This is a genomic window from Alkalicoccus urumqiensis (assembly GCF_002993335.1).
GTDB classification, from domain to species: Bacteria; Bacillota; Bacilli; order Bacillales; family Salisediminibacteriaceae; genus Alkalicoccus; species Alkalicoccus urumqiensis.
Window position 1 is genome coordinate 1 of sequence record NZ_PVNS01000012.1, and the last position, 20,217, is coordinate 20,217.

Annotated in this window: 23 protein-coding genes; 5 read left to right on the forward strand and 18 right to left on the reverse strand. The window is 47.3% G+C overall.

Annotated features, from left to right (window positions below):
• Positions 1-251: 251 nt before the first annotated feature.
• The 4 genes from rlmD to C6I21_RS12535 form a co-directional block, all read right to left on the reverse strand.
• Positions 252-1,649, reverse strand: a complete 1,398-nt coding sequence (rlmD, locus tag C6I21_RS12520) for a 23S rRNA (uracil(1939)-C(5))-methyltransferase RlmD (RefSeq protein WP_105959831.1) — start codon at positions 1,647-1,649, stop codon at positions 252-254.
• Positions 1,650-1,729: 80 nt separating this feature from the next.
• On the reverse strand, positions 1,730-3,349 hold the full coding sequence (bshC, locus tag C6I21_RS12525) for a bacillithiol biosynthesis cysteine-adding enzyme BshC (protein ID WP_105959832.1): 1,620 nt from the start codon (positions 3,347-3,349) through the stop codon (positions 1,730-1,732).
• Between the two features lie 70 nt (positions 3,350-3,419).
• Complete coding sequence (locus C6I21_RS12530; RefSeq protein ID WP_181186239.1) at positions 3,420-3,791, reverse strand: DUF3397 domain-containing protein; 372 nt, start codon at positions 3,789-3,791, stop codon at positions 3,420-3,422.
• Positions 3,784-4,635, reverse strand: coding sequence for a ketopantoate reductase family protein (locus C6I21_RS12535; RefSeq protein ID WP_105959834.1), 852 nt, complete (start codon positions 4,633-4,635; stop codon positions 3,784-3,786). Before C6I21_RS12535 ends, C6I21_RS12530 begins: the two co-directional genes overlap by 8 nt.
• Positions 4,636-4,838: 203 nt before the next feature.
• Here C6I21_RS12535 and C6I21_RS12540 point away from each other — a divergent pair, with 203 nt between their 5' ends.
• The gene (locus C6I21_RS12540; RefSeq protein WP_105959835.1) at positions 4,839-5,312 is read left to right on the forward strand and encodes an N-acetyltransferase; all 474 of its coding nucleotides are present in this window, start codon (positions 4,839-4,841) and stop codon (positions 5,310-5,312) included.
• A 624-nt stretch (positions 5,313-5,936) separates the two neighbouring features.
• On the opposite strand, the gene rpmF is transcribed toward C6I21_RS12540, so the two are convergent.
• Both rpmF and C6I21_RS12550 read right to left on the reverse strand, forming a co-directional pair.
• On the reverse strand, positions 5,937-6,104 hold the full coding sequence (gene rpmF / locus C6I21_RS12545) for a 50S ribosomal protein L32 (protein WP_105959836.1): 168 nt from the start codon (positions 6,102-6,104) through the stop codon (positions 5,937-5,939).
• 19 nt (positions 6,105-6,123) lie between these two features.
• Complete coding sequence (locus tag C6I21_RS12550; protein WP_105959837.1) at positions 6,124-6,639, reverse strand: YceD family protein; 516 nt, start codon at positions 6,637-6,639, stop codon at positions 6,124-6,126.
• 170 nt (positions 6,640-6,809) lie between these two features.
• Here C6I21_RS12550 and C6I21_RS12555 point away from each other — a divergent pair, with 170 nt between their 5' ends.
• On the forward strand, positions 6,810-8,003 hold the full coding sequence (locus C6I21_RS12555) for a nucleotidyltransferase (protein ID WP_105959838.1): 1,194 nt from the start codon (positions 6,810-6,812) through the stop codon (positions 8,001-8,003).
• On the opposite strand, the gene C6I21_RS12560 is transcribed toward C6I21_RS12555, so the two are convergent.
• The 5 genes from C6I21_RS12560 to C6I21_RS12580 form a co-directional block, all read right to left on the reverse strand.
• Positions 7,979-9,019 carry a SepM family pheromone-processing serine protease gene (locus C6I21_RS12560; protein ID WP_105959839.1) on the reverse strand — a complete coding sequence of 347 codons (1,041 nt, stop codon included), beginning with the start codon at positions 9,017-9,019 and terminating at the stop codon, positions 7,979-7,981. The two genes, C6I21_RS12555 and C6I21_RS12560, sit on opposite strands and share 25 nt — an antisense overlap.
• Positions 9,020-9,094: 75 nt before the next feature.
• Positions 9,095-9,571: a pantetheine-phosphate adenylyltransferase gene (gene coaD / locus C6I21_RS12565; RefSeq protein ID WP_105959840.1), complete on the reverse strand. Its 477-nt coding sequence runs from the start codon at positions 9,569-9,571 to the stop codon at positions 9,095-9,097.
• Complete coding sequence (gene rsmD, locus C6I21_RS12570; protein ID WP_105959841.1) at positions 9,571-10,134, reverse strand: 16S rRNA (guanine(966)-N(2))-methyltransferase RsmD; 564 nt, start codon at positions 10,132-10,134, stop codon at positions 9,571-9,573. The genes coaD and rsmD overlap by 1 nt, the downstream gene beginning before the upstream one ends.
• A gap of 146 nt (positions 10,135-10,280) precedes the next feature.
• Entirely contained in the window at positions 10,281-10,556 is a 276-nt protein-coding gene (locus tag C6I21_RS12575; protein WP_105959842.1) for a YlbG family protein, read from the reverse strand.
• 13 nt (positions 10,557-10,569) lie between these two features.
• Positions 10,570-11,013, reverse strand: a complete 444-nt coding sequence (locus C6I21_RS12580) for a YlbF/YmcA family competence regulator (RefSeq protein WP_105959843.1) — start codon at positions 11,011-11,013, stop codon at positions 10,570-10,572.
• A gap of 181 nt (positions 11,014-11,194) precedes the next feature.
• On the opposite strand from C6I21_RS12580, the gene C6I21_RS12585 reads away from it, so the two are divergent.
• Both C6I21_RS12585 and ytvI read left to right on the forward strand, forming a co-directional pair.
• Positions 11,195-11,551 (forward strand): YugN family protein, encoded by a 357-nt coding sequence (locus C6I21_RS12585; protein ID WP_105959844.1) that lies wholly within the window; start codon positions 11,195-11,197, stop codon positions 11,549-11,551.
• 119 nt (positions 11,552-11,670) lie between these two features.
• On the forward strand, positions 11,671-12,726 hold the full coding sequence (gene ytvI / locus C6I21_RS12590; protein WP_105959845.1) for a sporulation integral membrane protein YtvI: 1,056 nt from the start codon (positions 11,671-11,673) through the stop codon (positions 12,724-12,726).
• Between the two features lie 232 nt (positions 12,727-12,958).
• Here ytvI and C6I21_RS12595 read toward each other — a convergent pair whose 3' ends face one another.
• Genes C6I21_RS12595 through cyoE form a run of 5 tightly spaced genes read right to left on the reverse strand, consistent with a single transcriptional unit; the run spans position 12,959 to position 17,818 of the window.
• Positions 12,959-13,303, reverse strand: a complete 345-nt coding sequence (locus tag C6I21_RS12595) for a cytochrome C oxidase subunit IV family protein (protein WP_105959846.1) — start codon at positions 13,301-13,303, stop codon at positions 12,959-12,961.
• A 4-nt stretch (positions 13,304-13,307) separates the two neighbouring features.
• Entirely contained in the window at positions 13,308-13,916 is a 609-nt protein-coding gene (locus C6I21_RS12600) for a cytochrome c oxidase subunit 3 (RefSeq protein ID WP_105959847.1), read from the reverse strand.
• A complete protein-coding gene (gene ctaD / locus C6I21_RS12605) occupies positions 13,916-15,748 on the reverse strand; it encodes a cytochrome c oxidase subunit I (protein ID WP_105959848.1) in 1,833 nt (610 codons plus the stop codon). Before ctaD ends, C6I21_RS12600 begins: the two co-directional genes overlap by 1 nt.
• Before the next feature lie 20 nt (positions 15,749-15,768).
• Positions 15,769-16,851: a cytochrome c oxidase subunit II gene (coxB, locus tag C6I21_RS12610; protein WP_105959849.1), complete on the reverse strand. Its 1,083-nt coding sequence runs from the start codon at positions 16,849-16,851 to the stop codon at positions 15,769-15,771.
• A 34-nt stretch (positions 16,852-16,885) separates the two neighbouring features.
• The gene (cyoE, locus tag C6I21_RS12615; protein WP_105959850.1) at positions 16,886-17,818 is read right to left on the reverse strand and encodes a heme o synthase; all 933 of its coding nucleotides are present in this window, start codon (positions 17,816-17,818) and stop codon (positions 16,886-16,888) included.
• 355 nt (positions 17,819-18,173) lie between these two features.
• Between cyoE and C6I21_RS12620 the strand changes: the two genes are divergently transcribed.
• Complete coding sequence (locus tag C6I21_RS12620) at positions 18,174-19,079, forward strand: COX15/CtaA family protein (protein ID WP_181186254.1); 906 nt, start codon at positions 18,174-18,176, stop codon at positions 19,077-19,079.
• Positions 19,080-19,136: 57 nt separating this feature from the next.
• On the opposite strand, the gene C6I21_RS12625 is transcribed toward C6I21_RS12620, so the two are convergent.
• Together C6I21_RS12625 and C6I21_RS12630 are read right to left on the reverse strand one after the other, a co-directional pair.
• On the reverse strand, positions 19,137-19,586 hold the full coding sequence (locus tag C6I21_RS12625) for a Dps family protein (protein ID WP_105959947.1): 450 nt from the start codon (positions 19,584-19,586) through the stop codon (positions 19,137-19,139).
• 218 nt (positions 19,587-19,804) lie between these two features.
• Positions 19,805-20,101 (reverse strand): Fpa/YlaN family protein, encoded by a 297-nt coding sequence (locus C6I21_RS12630; protein WP_105959852.1) that lies wholly within the window; start codon positions 20,099-20,101, stop codon positions 19,805-19,807.
• Positions 20,102-20,217: the final 116 nt, after the last annotated feature.

Here is a 20,217-nt window from a genome sequence, read left to right on the forward strand (position 1 = left end):
TTGATCCATGTTATAATGAGTATACATAAAGAACACCCCTTTTTGTTTTGTGTGGTAACTTAACAATATCAAAGGGTGTTCTTTTTGTGTAGTAAAATGATGCATAAATGAAGCCCCTCACCAACTTACCGGTGAGGGGCTATTAGCTAGGGTTTTGTCCCAGCCTCTTAATAGAGACTTTTTCAGTGGCCTCTTTTATGAAAGGAGTGGTTCAATCAAAACGATCTACCGGCCTCAGATTAATACGCTGCTTACATTGAATTCGTTTCTGCTGTTTTCGTGAGAACAGCAACCAGCTCTATATGGACCGTGTGGGGAAACATATCGACCGGCTGTACTTCCTTTAATTCATATCCAAACGGGACAAGCTGTGTAATATCATCCGCGAACGTTTCCGGGTTGCAGGAAACGTAAACAATTTTCTCCGGTCCTGCACGGCCGATCCGGCGCATCACTTTGCCGCCTGCCCCGGAGCGGGGAGGATCGAGCATTAATAGATCCGGTGCACCGAATACTTCAAGCATTTCATCCATGCCTTTACGCGCATCCTTAGCCAGAAAACGCGTATTGGTGATGCCATTTTCCTCTGCATTCCGTTCTGCTGATTCAATCGAGGCAGGAACGATTTCAATACCTGCAAGCTGATCCACTTTCCGGGCAAATGGCAGAGAAAATGTGCCAACCCCGCAGAAAAGGTCGATCATGCGGTCACCTTTCCCCGGTTCCGCCATCTTGAGAGCCGTATCCACAAGGACTTCCGCCTGATAGGGGTTCGTCTGGAAAAACGTATCATGCCAGAGACGGAAGCGGAAACCCGAAAGTTTTTCATAAATAAACGACCGTCCTGAAAGTACCGTCAGCTCTTCCGCCTGCACTTTGTCCGCCCAGTCCGTATTTTTCATCCATAATAAACTTTTTACTTCCGGGTGCCGGGATTCAATCCGGCTTATAAGATCGCGGACAGGCTCTTCCAGCTCTCCGTCCCAATCTGCCGCACAGCCTATGCCGAGCATTACTTCGCCTGCAGCAAATGACTGGCGGACCATTACGTGTCTGAGCAGGCCTTCATGGGTTTCTTTGTTATACCCGCTGATACCATACTCTGCCGCCCACGAAGCGACTGTCAGGGCAGCATTAACCATTTCCCCGCCGGCAATCAGGCAGGTATCCAGAGCTACAATCTTCCGGAAATTCCCCTGCTCATGAAGCCCCATCTCTCCTTCTTTCGAGAAGGTGAATTCCATTTTATTGCGGTAATGCCAGGGATCACTCATTCCTTTTGCATCATGAACAAGGTCTGCGGAAAACCCCTGCTCCGCAAGCATCCGCTTTACTTCTTCTGTTTTGTAGGAAAGCTGCCCCTCATATGTCCAGTGCTGCCAGGCACATCCCCCGCAGCGTGTAAAATGAGGGCAGGGCGCCTCCGTACGCTCCTTGTTTTTTGTCAAAATCTGATCCGGTCTCGTCCACCACCGTTTTTTCCACGGGTGATCGACTGTGACCTGAACGGTTTCACCCGGCAGTGTCAGCGGGACTGTGAGCTTAAGCTTTTTTTTGTTACCTGTGCCCGGGTCCCTCCATACGGCGCCTCTTCCGGAACCTTTCCGGTCCAGATCGTTAATTACTACTTCATATGTTTCCGAGGACATATACTTCCCCCTCTGTGAATTTATAATTATACCGGAAAACAGTATACCTTCCTTTGCCGGTTTTCACAAAGTTTTTTCTGTTAGATGTATACTTCCAAATGCAGTGGCAGGTCTTCTGTGTGCTGCCTTACAGCCTCAAGCAGTTCCCGGGGCAGCGTCAGACCATATTCATTCAGAAATGTGACGATATTTAATTTCCTTTCCTGCAGCCCTTCAGAAGGAAATAACTCGGTCTCCAGAGCTGCCAGGCGGGTATTATGCGCCCAGGCTCTCCGCTCAGTCAGCCTTCCCCGTTTCTCTTCAAATTCCGTCATGAGCCGGGTAAGTTTTTCCTGCGTCGCTTCTACAAGCACCTGAGCTTCCCGGCTGTCACGGAGAGGAGCTGTTTCTACGCGGAATACTTGATTCAATTTTTCCTTAGTCATCGCAAAAATGCGGTCCTCATAACGGTTCCGCTGCTCGTTTACTTTTACAGCCGCCGTTTCAGGTACTTTCCCGGACTGCACCTGCTCCGGCGTCATCTTATACAGCTTCATGGATTTTTCCGATTTTCGGCTGATTATTGTTATGGAATGACGCGGAAGCAGAACAGGCATGTTTCTCTCAAACAGATGGAACACCTGCTTTAACAGTCCCCAGTACGCGAGCTCTCCAGCTCCGGCGACAAATGTATGCACCGGCAGGATAAAGTCCTGCATCAACGGTCTGGTAACTACGTTATTGCTTAACTGTACCGATCCTTCCAACACTTGCTGCTTCAGTTCTGCAGGAGTCCAGGTTTGTCCGGTAGCAGGATGACGGAAATGTCCGTTTACCTTCTCAAGAAGCTCCCGGCCTTTATCATCATGAATAAACAGATGGGCAGAAGTGGATTCCAGCGCCACCGGTTCTCCAAATCCGGCATCTCTGTAAGCTTCCCCCTGCGAAAGAAATGCACGCTGCAGTTCTTCGTTCCGTTCAACAAGCTCTGCAAAATACGGGCGCTCCAGTTCCCTGACGAGAGGGTCATGTGCATCCATTACAACAAGTCCTGTACCTTTAAAGAACTGATAAAGTACGCGTACAAACCAGTCGGTGTACGTCATGCCGGGTTCAAGGTCCCGGTTTAATAGATGGAGAACGTCTTCTGTGAACTTTTTTTCCGGAAGGTAGCGGAGAGCTTCCCGAATAATTTTCTCTGCCTGCTCCATATACAGCCGCCGCTCGGAAGCCGGCAGTTTTTCTTGATTTTTTTCCGGCAGTTGAAATTTTTTCGGCAGCTTCCCATCATGAAGATGTACATGATTGATTTCATCAATGTCGTGATCTTCTCCTGCCACCCAGAAAATGGGGATAACCGGACGGCCCAGACGTTCTTCCAGCCGTTCCGCCTCTACAATCAAATGAATTATTTTATGTATTGTATACATCGGTCCTGTCCAGAGTCCCGCCTGCTGACCGGCTACAACCGTAATGCTTGTCTCATCCAAAAGTCTATCGATCTGATGAAGAGCCGCCGCACAGGGAAACAGCTTTTTCTGATAAGCTGCCAGAGCATCCGCCATTTTTTTGCGGGGAAACGTGTGATTTTCCAGCTGCTGGGCTTTGGAAGCCGCATCGGTCGTCCGGTAATCAAAAAACGCATGAATCGTTTCTTCCTGCTGTAGATATTTTCCGGCAAAAGACGTCGGCGGGTAATTTGTGCGCGTAGAAATCTGCATTGTCAGTCAACCTTTCTCCTTAAGTCCCATTCAGTATAGCAGAACCGCAGCAGCGGACAAACGAATCCGCTCAAACGGTCCATATTCCGATGACACCCAGAATTCCGTACAGTACTGCGTACAATAGGAAATGAAACCGCCACGTCCATTTTAATGAAGTAAACAGCGATACATTCTCATCCATTCTATATAATAGAGTGAGGATACTTCCAGCCATAATGATAAAAAATAGAAGCTGCGCCCATCCAAGAGCCATACCGGTTATTTCAAGAAGCATAAAATAAATAGTGACAGCAAACAATGGAACAGAAAGATCCGCCGCCCGCTTCCAGGAAGCCTGCTTCCGTCCGTCCCAAAGCCGGAACAATACATAAAAAAATAGTAGACCGGCAACCGGAAATGAAATGAAAAAGCCGGCGGCTGCAGCAGCGATGTTACTCATGGCGCTCATCTGCCTTATGGAGCAGCTGTGTATGTATTTCTTTTAGAAAAGAGACATCCATCTTTTTTTCTTCGGCCTGATTTATGACATATCCAGTGATCGCTTCCAGTTCCAGTTCTCTCCCCGCCAGAAAATCCTCCAGCATGGAGGAACGGTTTTCTCTCGTCAATTCAATCATTCTCTCTACAAATGACCAGTCCGCTACACTAAATCCAAGAACCGGTGCTGCTTCCCGAAACAGCTGCTGTGCCTCATTATTTGCCCGCTCATCAGAGAGCAGAATGTGATTCTTTCTTTCATAAAGTACTGTAAGTGGATTCACCACTACATTGACGAGAAGCTTTTTTCTCATTTCACCATCTATATCGTCCGTCCACTCGGATGAGAATGGTTCATCGACTGCAAGAAGAGACTGAGCGAGAATATGCTTTCTTCCGCCGCCGATAATTATTTTACCGGCTCCAGAATGTTCTGCCGCATTCGGCCCGGTACGGTAAACGCCGTGGGAAACGATGCCGAACAAAGCATTATCCCACCGCTTCCTGATTTTTTCAACATGCCCCATTCCGTTCTGCAGAAAAAGCGATGGCACATCCCTCGGTTTATTAATAATGTCATCAAGGTGATATTGTTTTACTGTTACGATGACAGCATCCTCCTGCAGCGGTAGATCTCTTCCTGCCGAAGCCTTAAACCGTTCCCGCCCGATACGAAGTCCATCCTGTTGAATAACTGAGGCCTGTTCGTCGGTTCTCGTCTGCATATAAATTCGATGACCTGCCCGCGATAGGTAAGCGCCGGTTAATATACCGACGGCTCCAGCTCCTAAAATCGTTATGTTCATGTGTGTGCGGGATGCCCCGCTCCCCCCTTTTTAACCGTCTGCTCTTACTTAGAGCATATCAGTTTTTACTGCTGCAAAAAACAGGAATGTGCGCTGCCGGGCAGGAATTAATTGCAGATCCTTTCCTGAAAGCCGATTTTACTATATAATACAGGTATCGCTTACATATTGAAAAACTGGATACAGATGATGGAGGGATCACGATGGAACAGTACGAAGTACAACGATTGAAAATTAATTTTAAAACTCTGGAACACTTTGAAAATTTCCGCGAATATGGAAGCCAGGAGCTTTCGATGAAAGAAGATCTGGAGGAGAATATCGTCGAGAACGACAGCGAATCTCCGTTTTACGGCGTTTATTTCGGTGATAAACTCGTTGCCAGAATGTCTCTGTACCGGATAGATAAGCAGTTTGACCGTTATTTTGATCCGCCCCAGGATTATCTCGAATTGTGGAAACTTGAGGTCCTGCCGGGCTTTCAGGGAAAGGGTATAGGCAATGCACTCGTTGACTTCGCCAAGACTCAGGGGCTTCCTGTGAAAACAAACGCCCGTCAGCGCTCCGATGATTTCTGGGCCAAGCAGGGATTCGAATCCGTACATTATGATCCCGAACGCGACCGGGGCGAGAACCCATACGTCTGGTTCCCTGAAGGGGTCCGGGAGCAGAAATAAGACAGCGATTGAGGGACAGACCATCTTCAAGGTCTGTCTTTTTTATAGTAGGGTAAGAATGTATAAAATTCTAAGCCTCTTTCGAGCAGCTATGCCAAGGGCTGCAGCATTTCAGTGTTCTGTTCCATGTACCATTTGTTTCTGTTGATAGAGCTTCTCCGCTTTTCGGCAGAAGTTTGCCGTGGGCTTGTCTTCCAGCCGGGCGCTGTTTGCACGGCTGTATAGCATGAGCGGAGCCGGCCTATGGTTTGAGCCGCAGGGCAGCGAACTTCTGCCATGCGGCGCGGCCGCGCGGAGCCGTGCTACTTGTAATAAGAGCGTTGTACGGCTGCAGGTGCAGGCAGAAAGCGGGAACCTATTCAACAGACCTCTCTTTTCTTTTAATACCAGGTGGTTTCTGCCTGGTTTATTTTACTTCCTCTAGTTAAAAGCCGTCCAGTCTCTGACTGCAGCTGCCGCACGATCAGAAGGACGGCCGTTTTATATGCCCTTCCGGCTGAAACCTCTCACCTCAGGTTTTTACGGAATTGGCAAGTGTGATGATCGAGCCGCTCTTTTTAATGAATTCGATATAACATTCTAAATGAAAAAAACAGGGGAGCCGGGCTCCCCTGTTTCAACTGCTTATTTTGCTTCGCGGCCTTTGTACGTCCCGCATGATTTACACACACGGTGAGAGAGCTTCATCTCCCCGCACTCAGGACATTCCACCATTCCAGGCACACTCAGTTTTTTGTGTGTCCGGCGCTTATTCTTACGAGTTTTACTCGTTTTACGAAAAGGTACTGCCATTTGTCCCACCTCCTTGAAATCATTCGTTCTTGTCGAGCCACTGTCCAAGCTTAGCCAGACGTGGATCCACTTTCTGTGTTCCACCTTCCGGTTCTTCCGTTTCCAGCTCCCAGCCGTTACCCGACTTCGGTGCCGGTCCTTCCGGAAGATCGCTGAATACTCTCAGCGGCTTAGCCAGCAGCACCTGTTCCCGGAGCCACGGGAGCAGATCGACCGTGTTGCTTTCCAATTCGTGAACGTCATCATCCTCATCGAAGGTGGCCCGCTCTGACAGCTGGAATATTTCAACTGTATCAATCGAGAAAGGATATGAAACATCATTCAGTGTTCTGGCACATGGAAGAGTCATTTCCCCTTCGAGATGCAGTATAAATACAGCTCTGTCACGGGTAACCTCCGCGTGGCCGGTAACATGAACCGGAGTAACCTCACGAATTTCACGGTCCAGTTCTTTCACTTTTTCCACGTCGACGGAATCATTCAGCTGAAGCTCTTCTCCACGATAGCGCTGCAGCTGCTGTATCGACCATTTCATTCTATTCACCTCAAGACAACAAATGTAATTATATCGCCGGAAAAATTAAATGTCAAGATAATCTCTTTACATATTAATACTTTACCTGAAAAGAAATTTCCTTGCTTCTTTTTCCTGCTTTCCCTATTCTGAAAAGAGACAAACCGTATTTCTGGAAAGGTGGTTTCTTCATGAACGCAGCCGGTTTAATCGTTGAATACAATCCATTTCACTTCGGGCACCTCCATCATCTGGAGGCTGCCAAAAAAGCTACAGGAGCGGATATCACTGCAGCCTGCATGAGCGGGTCCTTTTTACAGCGCGGAGAGCCTGCTGTCATTGATAAATGGGCACGCACGGAAATGGCGCTGCATGCGGGAATTGATATCGTATGCGAACTTCCGCCGGCCTACAGCGTCCAGCATGCTCCTCTTTTTGCAAAAGGAGCGGTAGAGACGCTCGCAGCTCTTTCTGTTTCAACTATCTGCTTCGGCAGCGAATCCGGACGGACAGAACCTTTTCTGGAAGCTTTCAGGCTCCTGGAAAAAAACGAATCCGTGATAAAACCACATTTAAAGAAAGAGCTCTCCGAAGGCAGGAGCTATCCTGCTGCATACCACCGTGCAGTCTGCTCCGCGGGACTTTCCCATCCCTCACTAGACTTAACGAAACCGAATAACGTGTTAGGGCTTGAATATGTGAAGCAGGCATCCCGCTTTAATATCGACTGCAGTACCATTCAGCGGATAGATGCCGACTATCACGATGAAACACCTGGAACATCGAGAATTGCCAGCGCAACGTCGATCCGCAGGCTGCTTCACTCCAGAGGAGCACATGCAGCAGATGAATATATGCCCTTTCCCGGACCCCTTCATAATTATGTCGGAGCGCAGGGGCTCAGAAGCTGGGAGGATTATTATCCAATACTCCGTCATCAGATTACGATTCTCGGCCCGGAAGGCCTGGCAGAAATTTATGAAGTAAAAGAAGGTCTGGAACACCGAATTTACAATAATCGGAACCAGCCGGATTTTCAAACGTTTATTCAGGCAGTAAAATCAAAACGATATACGCAGACCAGTCTGCAGCGGCTGTCAGTACGAATTCTTCTCGGTTCAAAGCGTTCCACAGTAAACGCACTTACTTCTTCGCCGGTGGACAGCATTCAACTACTCGGGCTTTCAAAAAAAGGAAGAGCCTACATAAAATCGATGAGAGCGGAATTTACCGCTCCGGTATTTACGATGCCCAAGGAAGCGAAAACACCTCTGCAGAGAGATTCTATTCGTGCCGAGGAGGTATACCGTTCCGCTCAGCAGCCGGAAACGTACAGCCCGTATCATGAAAAAATCCGCCTTTATCCGGAAATGCTTTCGAGATAACCGAGTGCGTCCTCCAGGCTCGTTACCGGAACGATTTCCATATCTGTGCCTATAGATTCCGCCGTCTCCTGAGCAGCTTCAAAATTCGTCAGTCCACCGGTGTCATCCAGATCGGGAGCGAAAAAGATATCCATGTTATCCTCGTCTGCTGCATAAATTTTCTGGCTGATACCGCCGATGCTTCCGACCGTACCATTTTCCGAGATAGAGCCGGTACCGGCTATCGAGAGTCCTCTTGTAATGTCTTCCTCGGTCAGCTGATTGTAGATTTCAAGCGCAAACATTAACCCGGCAGACGGGCCTCCGATCTGACTTGTACTGATATCTACTTCGGGATCCGTTATCAGTTCACGGTCGGTTACAGGGTTTGATATGCCAATGCCGGCACGTCCTTCCTCCGCCCCGAATTCTTCAGGGAATTCTTCGGCAGTTACCTCCACGTCCATCTCTTCGTCATTCCGGACGATGGTCATGGAAAACACTTCACCCGCTTCGGCTCCTGAAACGGAATCAAGCAGTTCATCGGCTGTACGGACTTCCGTTTCATTAACAGAGGTAATCCGGTCACCCGATTCCAGTTTCTCTTCTGCATCCATGCCGGGAATAATTGATGTGATAACCACGCCGTATTCTTCAAACGAAGCTTCTCTTCCTGCAGCTTCATAAGCCGCGATCACAGACTGCTGCTGTGACGTGCTCATAAGCATCATCTGCCGGTGATTGTACATATCATCCGACTCTCCGGGAGGACGCACTTCATTCTCATGCATCAGCTCCCTTCTGTCGCTCAACAAAGACCAGATATAATTAACCGAGTTCGCTTTTCCCATGCGGATAGTAGTTAAAGCAAAACTTCCTTCATATGCGTAGCCATCTTCCACTTCGATTACATCTGTCAGCGTCTGGGCATCACCAGGGACAGAGAAGTAATAAGGCAGATGAATAAAATTGACTGCTGCAAGAACCATTAACAGCAGCACCCATTTAATCCATCCGGTATTTCTTCCGGTATTCATGCTGCGTTCCTCCTGTCATTCTGCTGTACGTATCATTAAGGTACTGAATCTTGCGCGGAATTGCGATTAATCTGCTCAGGAGGAGAATTTCTTCTCGAGTGCTGCTTTGACTGCTTCAGGCACCATATCATCGGTCAGTGCCCCATGCCGGGCTATTTCTTTGACGAGTGTTGAGCTGAGCGCCTGATACTCTGGAGCACCCGGCATATACAGCGTTTCCACAGATGGAGTCAGCTTCCGGTTCATGACAGCCATCGGTTCTTCGTATTCCATATCTGTAACTGAACGGATTCCTTTTACAAGGACGTCCGCACCCGCCTCTTTCACTGCTTTCGTCAATAAGCCGTCGAATGCCGCTACACGTACGTTCGGATAGAGCGCGCATGCCTCTTCAAGGAGCGCTGTTTTCTCCTCCAGGGAGAAGAGCGGCTGTTTCCTGCTGTTATGAAGAACGGCAACGGTGACAGCTTGAAATAGGCCGGCACTTCTTGAGATGATATCCATATGTCCATTCGTGACGGGATCATAGCTTCCCGGGATAAATGCGTGCATTACAACTCGTCCTCCTGTGTAAACAATTCAATACGTATCGTTCCATATGTCATCGTGTCTATTTTAACGAGACCACCTGTTTTATCCGGGAGAAAAAAGCTGCTGTCGTGTTCACATGCAGCCAGTCCACCGGCTTCAAGCAGACCGTATTCCTGTATTGTCTGCAGATCTTTTTCCAGATTCTGTTTCTCGTAAGGAGGGTCCAAATAAATAAAGGAAAAAGACTGCTTCCGCTTTCCGCTTGCTTTGAGCGCTCTGACCGCTTCCGTTTTGTACATCTCAATGCTTTCTTTTTCCGCACCGAGTTTTTTTATATTTTCTTTCATAACAAGAAACGCGCTGCGGTCACGTTCGACATACACGAGCGTTTCCATACCTCTCGACAGTGCCTCCAGTCCCATGACACCGCTGCCACCGTAAAGATCAAGTACGCTGCCGCCTTCAAAGTAAGGGCCGATCTGGTGAAAAAATGCTTCACGGACCTTATCGGTTGTCGGCCTTGTTGTTGAACCTGGCACGGCCTTCACTGTTCGTCCTTTCCACTTTCCACTGATTATCCGCACAGATCTCTCTCCTGTTCAAAACAGTATTTTTAATCAGCCGCAGGATCCTTGTCTCTAAATCCCGGCGGCAGTCTGTTCCTTCCGCATAAAAGTCAGCCAGAAGATCGTCCTTCTGGCTGACGCGGGGATACTCCGGCACACGGAAGCTAGAGTCCCATTTTATAATCATCTTTCGGTATCTTTTCTTTCACTTCTTTTTGATATTCTGTCTTTATCCAGGGACGCATCGACCTGCGCACACGCTTAACAAATGGGAGTTTTTGGAGTTTATCCTCCAGCTGTTCCATGTTTTCTACATCTGTGTAAAGAACCACATACTTCATTTTCCTGGAAACGTAATGAACATGTCCATAGCGCTTTAACTGCTTCACCTGTTTAAGCGACTGCAGGTAAACGGATAAACTTACTCGATCCTGAACCATCACTGTTCCTCCTTCAGCTGCAGCCACAGCTTCCACCCGAGCCGCATCCGCCGCTGCAGGAAGACTGCTGGGCGTCAAAAAATGGATTTCCTGTCGGGACTTTTATATTTGGGGATACTTCATCTGCAATCATTTTACTGATTTCACTGAGCAGTTCATGCAGATATTTTTCCGCCTGCTTAAATTCAGCGATTACTGGCTCCGTATCCAGACCCCGCTTAAATTCTCTCACTTCTGCAGTAATCGTCCGGAAGTCGGGATGATATTTTCCAAAACGCTGCACTTCTTCATACTTTTCTTTTAACAATTGAAACTCCTGCAGCTTTGACTGAATGTGCCGGTCTTTCTGCACTGCTTTTTTGGTACGTATATATTGAGCAAATATTTCCGATTCCACTATATAATCACTGAGTACCTCAGCTTCTGCTGCAAGAGAGATATCCGTCATTGTCATCATGGGGATCCACCTCCATTTCCAGTATATCACGATCCCCAGTCAAGAAGAAACCAGTGTCTTCCACCAGTGCTGATTAAGCTCTGTGACTATATTTCAAAAATAAAGCTCCGTGCGTTGCAACGAGTCTCATTTCATACTATTATTAGTAATAGAGTCCGTTTAACTGAGGAGGAGGAAGCTTATGAATTTTGAACAGAATAAACTGGAAGGCAGCATTGTCAATTTTGCTGACCTCGATGAAATGATGAAAGAAGAAGGGTTCGACGCGCAGTGGGACTACGAACGCATCACATACGATTATAAAATTGTTGATCAGGTGAAAAACGAGATATATTATTTCCGCATCCCTGCCCTGGTACATACGGGAGAAATTCCAAACGACAGCGCTCAGGTAAAAATGTACACCCCTTACCTCGGCAAGCACTACTACCCTCACGGTGTGGAATATGACGAAGTATTTCCGGAACGTATTGTAGAAAAGTGCTCGAAAAAACTGGACGTTCTTTTTGATAAAATTAAAGAAATCACTGTAGTTTAATGCTGAACCGACTTTCGGTCACCCTGATCCCAGCGGCTGATCGGAAGTTTTTTTAAAAATGCCTTTTTTTCACCCTCACTTATTCACTATTCAGCAGCCTGACGAAAGGAGCTCCCAACTTGCCGCCCTATTTGAAGAAATACATAACGATTGCATTTATACTAATTGCAGCCGGGTTGTTCTTTTACTTTGTGCTGCCGGTATCCATTCCGCTCCTGCTTGCTTTTATTACAGCGCTGTTTCTTTCTCCTGTCGTAAAGAAGCTGGCTTCATTTAAAAAGATTACCCGGAGTGCAGCTGTATTTATCGTATTTATATTGTTTACAGCTGCAGCAGCAGCACTTCTGTATTTTTTAATGACCAGAGCACTCATCCAGGTCAATACATTTATAGAAAATCTCCCCGGCATGATTAATGAAATGAACGTAGCATGGATGACGCTGCTGGAAAACCTCCGCACCCAGTTTGATCATCTTTCTGAAGACATTGTTGATACAATCGACCAGGAGGTCACGTCGCTGTTATCGGAATCCAGAAATAGACTGCAGGACATTGATATTATCGGCAGGGTCAGTGCGATTATTCTGGCCATCCCTTCCTACATTGTTTCTCTGCTTGTGTATCTAATTGCTCTTTACTTATTTCTACTGGACCTGCCGCGGCTGCGTGAGAAAGCCTTCTCCTATCTTAAGCCGGAAACAGCAGACAAAGTACAGTTTATGAGTTCCCGCTTGTCGAGCGTTATTTTCGGTTTCTTTAAAGCTCAGTTTCTCGTGAGCCTGATTATATTTGCCGTCACTTTCATCGGCCTTCTCTTTATCGCACCGGAAGCAGCGCTGATCATGTCGATCCTCATATGGGCGATCGATTTCATTCCAATTATCGGTTCCATTGCAGTTCTGGCTCCATGGGCCATTTTCGAATTTATTCTTGGAGACAATTCCACTGCAGTGCAGCTATTTATTCTGGCAGCGGTGCTGCTGACTATACGAAGAACGGTCGAGCCGAAAGTTATGGGCCATCACATCGGCTTATCACCGCTTGCTACACTGATCTCACTGTATATCGGTTTAATGCTTCTAGGTGCGGTCGGCTTTATCCTCGGCCCGCTGCTCGTTATCTTATTCTCCAGTGCAAAAGAGGCAGGACTGATCCGGATGAACTTTAAAATTTGAGCTCATTCATCATAGAGAGTGCGAACTAACAAATTATGCATCCACTAAATAAGGCTCCCGGCGATCTTAAAAGATCACCGGGAGCCTTATTATATGCAAAACTATTTAATCATTCAGCTCTGCCATGCTCTTGCTCACGTTTGCATTAAGAAGACAAAAGTTTGCTTTCCGGTATGGACAGCTGAATTAAAAGCAGAGACCCACGGCTGCAGCCGTGAGTCTCTGAAATGAATTAATATTTCGTTACACCGATCAAGAGCATCAGTGATGCAACAGTCATCGCGGCTACAAACAGGCCGGACCACATCATCACATTCGCCCAAGCATTGCCTTTCGAATTCAGATGCATAAAGTAATACAGCTGCATAATGACCTGCACTGATGCGAGCAGAAGGATGAACGGAATCGCAAACCCTGTTGGAATCGCATCACTTGCTACTGTGAGAAAAGCTGTGCTCGTCATAAAGATCATGAATACGAAAGAAGCAATCTGTGCTTTTGTTTCCCGTTTCAGCGAGCGCTCCGTATCACGGGAAGCTTTGCCTTCAAGTCTTGCGCTGGGATCTACATGCGACATACGATCACGCTCCTACTCCCAGTAGATAAACTACTGTGAAAATGAATACCCACACTACATCAATAAAGTGCCAGTATAGTACTGCGGTATAAAACTTGGATGCATTCGTCAATGTAATACCCGCTTTACGGTAGCGGATAAGCAGTGTGATAATCCAACCGATACCAAACGTAACGTGGGCGCCGTGCGTTCCAACGAGTGAATAGAAAGAAGAAGCAAATGCACTGGATGTATACCCTAAGCCGAGATGGTTATACTCGTAAAACTCGTAAATCTCAAATCCGAGAAAGCCGAGTCCGAGAGCTACCGTCAGCCACATCCACATGATCATTCCTTTAAAGCTTCCCTTTTTCATGCTGATCACAGCAAAAACACTCGTTAAACTGCTTGTCAGAAGTAGCATTGTCATAATAAATACAAGTTCCAGATGGAATAAGTCTGCCGGTCCCGGCGCATCTGCCGTACTTCCTCTCAGTGCCAGATACGTACCGAAGAGAGAAGCAAACAGCACGGTCTCTCCACCAAGGAAAAACCAAAAACCAAGGTATTTGTTCTTTCCTTCAAGCGTTGCCTTTTCCGGATGAGCCGGAAGTGTGTGAGCAGGCTGTGCCATCAGCTTTCACCTCCCTGTTTCTTAATCTCAGACACTGGAATATGATAGCCGTGATCCTCTTTAATCGAACGGACAAACATGCAGCCGAAGTTAATCAGTAGTCCGAGCGCAATAAGAAGATACATTTCATAAATAACACCGAAACTGGCTACAACAAGACCGGAACTCATGATAATCGGAAGGATGGAGCCGTTTGGCATGTGGATCTCATCCAATGGTTCTGCGGCCTTAATCTTTCCATTACCATTCATTTTCTCATACCAGAGTGCGTCAAGATCCCGGATGAGCGGTGTCTGAGCAAAGTTGAATTCCTGAACAGGTGTCGTCGTTGCCCACTCCAGCGTACGTCCGTCCCAAGGATCGGTGACGTTCGTTGTGTTTTTGCGGGAGACGATAACATTTACGACGAGGAAGATGAAGGCCACAGCCATCATGAATGCACCGAGAGAGCTGATCAGGTTCATTTCATTAAAGCCCTGTCCGTCAAGGTAGGATGCAACACGACGCGGCATACCAACCAGACCAAGGAAGTGCTGAATGAAGAATGTCAGATGGAAACCGATTAGGAAGAGCCAGAAGAAAATCTTTCCCAGTCCCTCTCCCAGTCGATAACCAAACATTTTCGGCCACCAGTAAAACGTTGCAGCAAAGATACCGAATACAGATCCACCAATAATAACGTAGTGGAAGTGAGCGACGACAAAGTACGTATCATGGAACTGATAGTCCGCCGCACTCATCGCGAGCTGCACCCCGGTTACCCCGCCGAGTACGAATGATGGAATAAAGGCCAAAGCGAACAGATTCGCCGTAGTAAATTTGATCCGTCCTCCCCAGAGCGTGAGGAGCCAGTTGAAAATTTTGATGCCTGTCGGAACGGCAATTGCCATTGTAGCAACTGCGAAAATCGCGTTCGCAACAGGTCCCATACCCACTGTAAACATGTGGTGGGCCCAGACCATGAATCCAAGGAATCCGATGATCATCGTTGCAAATACCATAGCAGAGTAACCGAACAGGCGTTTTTTAGCAAAAGTCGAAATAACTTCTGAGAAGATTCCGAATGCCGGAAGAATTAGAATATAAACTTCCGGGTGACCGAATATCCAGAATAAGTGCTGGTAAATAACGACATTACCACCGAGTCCGATGTCAAAGAACGCGCCACCGAATGTCCGGTCCAGCATAAGCAGAAGGAGTCCTACTGTCAGTGCCGGGAATGCAAAAAGAATCAGCATCGACGTAACGAACGTTGTCCATGTAAACAGCGGCATCCGCATCATACTCATACCGGGAGCGCGCATATTTACAATGGTAACGAGGAAGTTTATCCCCGACATTAATGTTCCGGCACCACTTACCTGAAGACCGAGTATGTAGTAATCTACACCCTGACCTTCCGAAGTTGTAGAAAGCGGAGCGTAGGCAGTCCAGCCTGCGTCCGGAGCACCGCCGGTAAAGTAACTTACGTGCAGAAGCAGTCCCCCGAAAAGAAACAGCCAGAAGCCAAGAGAGTTTACAAAAGGAAATGCAACGTCCCTTGCTCCGATCTGAAGCGGCGTGACGAAGTTCATAAAGCCGAAAAACATCGGCATAGCTGCTAAAAACAGCATGGTCGTTCCGTGCATCGTTAATACTTCATTGTATGTTTGTTCACCGAGAAAAGCCATTTCCGGAAACATAAGCTGAATCCGTATAAGCATTGCTTCAATACCGGCAATGGTAAAGAAGAAAAGCCCCGCCAAAAAATACATGATGCCGATTTTTTTATGGTCGACGGTGGTCAGCCAGTCCCAGACGACACTTTTCTGTGCAGCTGAGCTGTTGGACACGTGAATACCTCCCTTTTGTCTTAGTCTTCTTCAAGTACTTTCAGTTCCGTAATGTAATCGATCAGCGCATCCATCTCGTCATCAGAAATCTGATCTTCTGAAAACGCCGGCATTTCATTATCCGGCTTCAGAGACTGCGGATCACGGATCCAGTCGTGCAGGTTTTCATCTGTCGGCTCAAGGAAACCAGCTACTACCTGACGTTCACCGAAGTTCGTGAAGTTCGGTCCGGTCGGGCTGCCTTCATCTCCTACGGCGTGACACGAAATACAGTTTGACTCAAATACTTCGCGGCCTTCAACAGCCGCCTCGCCGGCAGCTTCTCCGGAAACGACTGCTTCGTCCGGCTCTGCCATGTTAGCAGCCCAGACGTCAAAAGTATCGCCGTCAACAGCTACCACTTTGAAGTCCATAAGCCAGTGGGAGGCTCCGCAGAGTTCGGTACATTTACCGAAGTAAATGCCTTCTTCCGGTGCTTCAAGCCACATTTCATTCGTAATACCCGGTACATTATCCATTTTTCCCCCGAGGGCCGGAACCCAGAAGGAGTGAACAACATCCGATGCCTCCAGAACGATTTCAACCCGGCGGTCTGTCGGAATGTAAAGATCCTGCCCTGCATTAATATCAAGGTTCGGATATTCAAATTCCCACCAGAATTGGTGAGCTGTTGCCTGTACAGTAATAAAGTCTTCGCCTTCAACCATACCTTCCTGGCCTTCTCCTTCTTCACCGTCTGCCTCTGTCGCCGACATGGAAGGCGTTTCCGCCAGTGTAAACGTATCCATGATGTTAGGTACGGCAAGGATGAGCAGAAGAAGGATTGGAATCGTCGTCCAGATAAATTCCAGCGCACGGTTACCATGAACCTGCTTTGGAATATGTGTATCTCCGGGACGTTCGCGGAACTTAATTAATACGAACGTATAGATGGAGAAAACGACGACGATAACGAAAATCATGACATACAGGGACAGCTGAATCAGATTCAGCTGCATTTCTGCAACCGGACCTCGTGGGTCCAGTGCGGATAAATTTTCCACACCACATCCCGCCAGAAGCGCGATCAGTGAAAATGGAAGTAGTCGCAGCAAATGTTTCATTTCGTCGCAAACCCCGCTTTCTTAAACGCAATTTTTAAAACATGTGGACGATAACCATCAATGCAAACATGATAGTGAGATAATTCAGGGAGTAAAGAAACATGCCTGTAGCCCATTTTGTATCGTCCTTTGTCCGGAATCCCCTCAACCCATAAATCAGCCACCCTCCACCGAGAATGACAGCTGCTGCCGTGTACACGGCACCAAAATCAGCTATGAGAAGAGAAATCGGAATTAATGCGGCTACATACCAGATAATCTGCCGCTTCGTAATACTGAAACCGGCAACGACTGGAAGCATTGGTATGCCTGCTGCACGATATTCTTCCACGCGGCGCATTGCCAGTGCAAGAAAGTGCGGCGGCTGCCAGATAAACATAATAAGAAACAGCGACCATGCGTAAGGATGCAGACCAGGGTCAATAGCAGCCCATCCGATCAGCGGCGGTACAGCTCCGGCAAAGCTTCCTACAATAGTGTTAAGTGTGGTTGTGCGCTTTGTCCACATCGTGTACAGCACAACGTAGATAATAAGCCCCGCCACACCAATAAGCGCAGCTGTTACAGAAGCAGCTGCCAAAAACCCGGTGCCGGCCATCGATACGGCCAGACCATATGTAAGCGTCTGCCTGCCTGTCAGCCTGCCACTCACCGTAGGACGTTCTTTTGTCCTCTCCATCAAATGATCGATATCACGGTCAATGTAATTATTCAGCGCACACCCGCCTGCAATAATCAGTGCCGATCCTGCAAGAGCTGCTGCGGCCGTCCAGAAGTTGGCTGCTAAAGTCGTCCCTGTGTAGTACGCTGCGAGAAACAGCCCCGCAAACGTCGTGATCAGATTGGACATAACTATGCCTGTTTTGGAAATGGTAATATAATCCCGCCACGTCACATCAGAGCCCGCTGTTTCCCGGACGCTGGCAACTGTTGTTTCTGCTGAAGAAACTGCATTAAGTTTACTCACGATTCGTTCACCCCCTGTACACGTCATCTTTTCTGCCGGCATAAATTAAAAAATAAGTTCATTCGTTCAAAAACTGCCAGAACAATCAGGCACAGCAAAAAAGAAGACAGTTTGCACTGTTCATACACATTATAAAGGAACAATTACCGTTTTTCATCACATTTTTTTAGACTTATCCTTTAGAATCAGTGTATGTGACAATTATGTGAAATGGATTTTTTCCTTTATTTTTTGGTCTATGATAGAAGGAGTACCATAACTATACTGCCTCTGTCACAGACATTCCATGTGTAACAGCTTCATTAACCATACCACAGGAATGCCGGGGGAACCATATTGAAAGTGAGTGAACAGGATGCACAAGCTGCTGAAATTTTATGGAATCATTACAACTCTCGGGATGCTTCTCGTACTTATCCAGGGCGCACTCGTAACACAGACCGGATCGGGTGATGCGTGCGGTCCCGAATGGCCCCTCTGCTACGGCCAGATCATACCGGAGAATCCAGCGACGGAAACGTTAATCGAATATACACACCGTCTCGTTTCAGGAGTTCTTGGATTAATGGTTATCGGTCATGCTGTATGGAGCTGGCGCAGGATCGGCCACATACGGGAAACGAAGCTGTTTTCTCTCCTCGCCGTCTTTTTTATCATTTTCCAGGGCCTTCTTGGCGCGGCCGCTGTCGTCTGGGGACAGTCGGATGCTGTCATGGCTCTTCATTTCGGCTTCTCATTAATCTCGTTTGCAAGTGTACTTATTCTGACGATATTTGCCTTTGAAGACGGAACGTCGCGAAGTATCCTTTACCCCTCTTTATCCAGACCGCTGAAATGGATGATTTTTGGAAACCTTATTTACACGTATGCAGTTGTTTATACTGGTGCCTTCGTGAAACACACGGGATCAGGGAGCGCATGTTCCGGCTGGCCGCTCTGTAATGGACAGTGGTTCCCGCCGCTTGATGGACGAACCGCATTTCAATTCGGACACCGTGTTTTCGCAGGTCTCCTGTTTGTAACGATTCTCATTATGTTTATTATGATGATGAGGCGCCATACAAAAAACCTTCCGCTGCGTATCAGCGGCACTATTGCTCTGATAATGATTACCGGACAGGTGCTGAGCGGTGCCTTCGTTATCTTCACCGGCTTTACGCTCTATGCCTCTATGTCCCACGCTGTTATTGTCAGTCTTCTTTTCGGAGCACTCAGCTACATGGCCGTCCTGGCTTCCCGTGGAGGAACAGGCAGTGCTTAACAAAAAATGCATATGTAAAAAGGTGCGTCAGCGGCTGACGCACCTTTTTTGTTACTTTTATTTCTGACCGAGAAATGCGCGGAGCATCCAGTTGTGTTTATCCACAGACTGACGGATTGCAATCAGCATGTCTGCCGTTGCCTCATCATCCGCATCATCTTCCAGCGTTTCAATATCTTCTTTCAATTCATTGGAAATTTTGTCAAAGTCAGATACCAGCTGTTCCACCATAGCATCTTCATTTAACTCGCCGTCTGCCTCTTCAATTGTACTTTCTTCGAGGTATACTTTCATAGAAGCCACCGGACGTCCTTTCAGCGCGAGAAGACGCTCTGCAAGCTCGTCAATGTGCTCCGCCGCTTCATTGTAAAGTTCTTCAAACTTTTCGTGAAGCGTAAAGAAATGAGGTCCTTTAATATACCAGTGATAGTTATGAAGTTTTACAAACATGACGTTCCAGTTCGCTACATGACGATTTAAAATTCGTGTCGTTTCTTTGTGTGCCATCGTTATTTCACTCCATTTCTGCATTGTTGACTACATAAAAAGATTTTCCCTCCTGCCGTTATTTTAAACATGCGCTTTTTTATTCCGGTGATTCAGCCGTTCAACGGAGAAACACCATCAGCCGGTTAAGATTTGCTTTCCCTGCCCCGCTGCACGTTTTCTTATCATCAAAAAAAGAAAAGAGCAGTCCGCCGGGGACTGCTCTCTGCTTTATCATATTATGCATTCCGCTCCCTCGCACGCATCGTTGCATCATGAAGAGCTGAAAGCTGTTGTTCCAGATCCGTCAGGAGACGACGGCCTTCCTCCTCAGAAACGAGCTGCAGGCGTATCGCGAAATCAATTTCGCGCGATAAACCGAACATCTGCGTGTCTAACACCTCTTCATATAAAGGACACTGTGGCATCGTCAGGTTTTTCATCTGCACTTCAATCAGCTTGACGATTTTATCAGCATCTTCCTTAAGAAGGGCGTAGGCTTTTTCGCTTTGTTCGGACAGGATTTCAGTAGACACGCGAATCCCTCCTCTACATCAAAGCACCCCATCAGGCTTTAAACCTATCTTATCGGTTTCTGATTGAAAATGCAACTACAGAACAGGTGACATTCCTCCACTAAACGATTATACTG

Excerpts from the sequence above, each read along its gene's own strand:
- rlmD (WP_105959831.1), bottom strand. The coding sequence starts at position 1,649 with ATGTCCTCGGAAACATATGAAGTAGTAATTAACGATCTGGACCGGAAA.
- bshC (WP_105959832.1), bottom strand. The coding sequence starts at position 3,349 with ATGCAGATTTCTACGCGCACAAATTACCCGCCGACGTCTTTTGCCGGA.
- C6I21_RS12530 (WP_181186239.1), bottom strand. The coding sequence starts at position 3,791 with ATGAGTAACATCGCTGCTGCAGCCGCCGGCTTTTTCATTTCATTTCCG.
- C6I21_RS12535 (WP_105959834.1), bottom strand. The coding sequence starts at position 4,635 with ATGAACATAACGATTTTAGGAGCTGGAGCCGTCGGTATATTAACCGGC.
- C6I21_RS12540 (WP_105959835.1), top strand. The coding sequence starts at position 4,839 with ATGGAACAGTACGAAGTACAACGATTGAAAATTAATTTTAAAACTCTG.
- rpmF (WP_105959836.1), bottom strand. The coding sequence starts at position 6,104 with ATGGCAGTACCTTTTCGTAAAACGAGTAAAACTCGTAAGAATAAGCGC.
- C6I21_RS12550 (WP_105959837.1), bottom strand. The coding sequence starts at position 6,639 with ATGAAATGGTCGATACAGCAGCTGCAGCGCTATCGTGGAGAAGAGCTT.
- C6I21_RS12555 (WP_105959838.1), top strand. The coding sequence starts at position 6,810 with ATGAACGCAGCCGGTTTAATCGTTGAATACAATCCATTTCACTTCGGG.
- C6I21_RS12560 (WP_105959839.1), bottom strand. The coding sequence starts at position 9,019 with ATGAATACCGGAAGAAATACCGGATGGATTAAATGGGTGCTGCTGTTA.
- coaD (WP_105959840.1), bottom strand. The coding sequence starts at position 9,571 with ATGCACGCATTTATCCCGGGAAGCTATGATCCCGTCACGAATGGACAT.
- C6I21_RS12575 (WP_105959842.1), bottom strand. The coding sequence starts at position 10,556 with ATGGTTCAGGATCGAGTAAGTTTATCCGTTTACCTGCAGTCGCTTAAA.
- C6I21_RS12580 (WP_105959843.1), bottom strand. The coding sequence starts at position 11,013 with ATGATGACAATGACGGATATCTCTCTTGCAGCAGAAGCTGAGGTACTC.
- C6I21_RS12585 (WP_105959844.1), top strand. The coding sequence starts at position 11,195 with ATGAATTTTGAACAGAATAAACTGGAAGGCAGCATTGTCAATTTTGCT.
- C6I21_RS12595 (WP_105959846.1), bottom strand. The coding sequence starts at position 13,303 with ATGTCGCATGTAGATCCCAGCGCAAGACTTGAAGGCAAAGCTTCCCGT.
- C6I21_RS12600 (WP_105959847.1), bottom strand. The coding sequence starts at position 13,916 with ATGGCACAGCCTGCTCACACACTTCCGGCTCATCCGGAAAAGGCAACG.
- coxB (WP_105959849.1), bottom strand. The coding sequence starts at position 16,851 with ATGAAACATTTGCTGCGACTACTTCCATTTTCACTGATCGCGCTTCTG.
- C6I21_RS12620 (WP_181186254.1), top strand. The coding sequence starts at position 18,174 with ATGCACAAGCTGCTGAAATTTTATGGAATCATTACAACTCTCGGGATG.
- C6I21_RS12625 (WP_105959947.1), bottom strand. The coding sequence starts at position 19,586 with ATGGCACACAAAGAAACGACACGAATTTTAAATCGTCATGTAGCGAAC.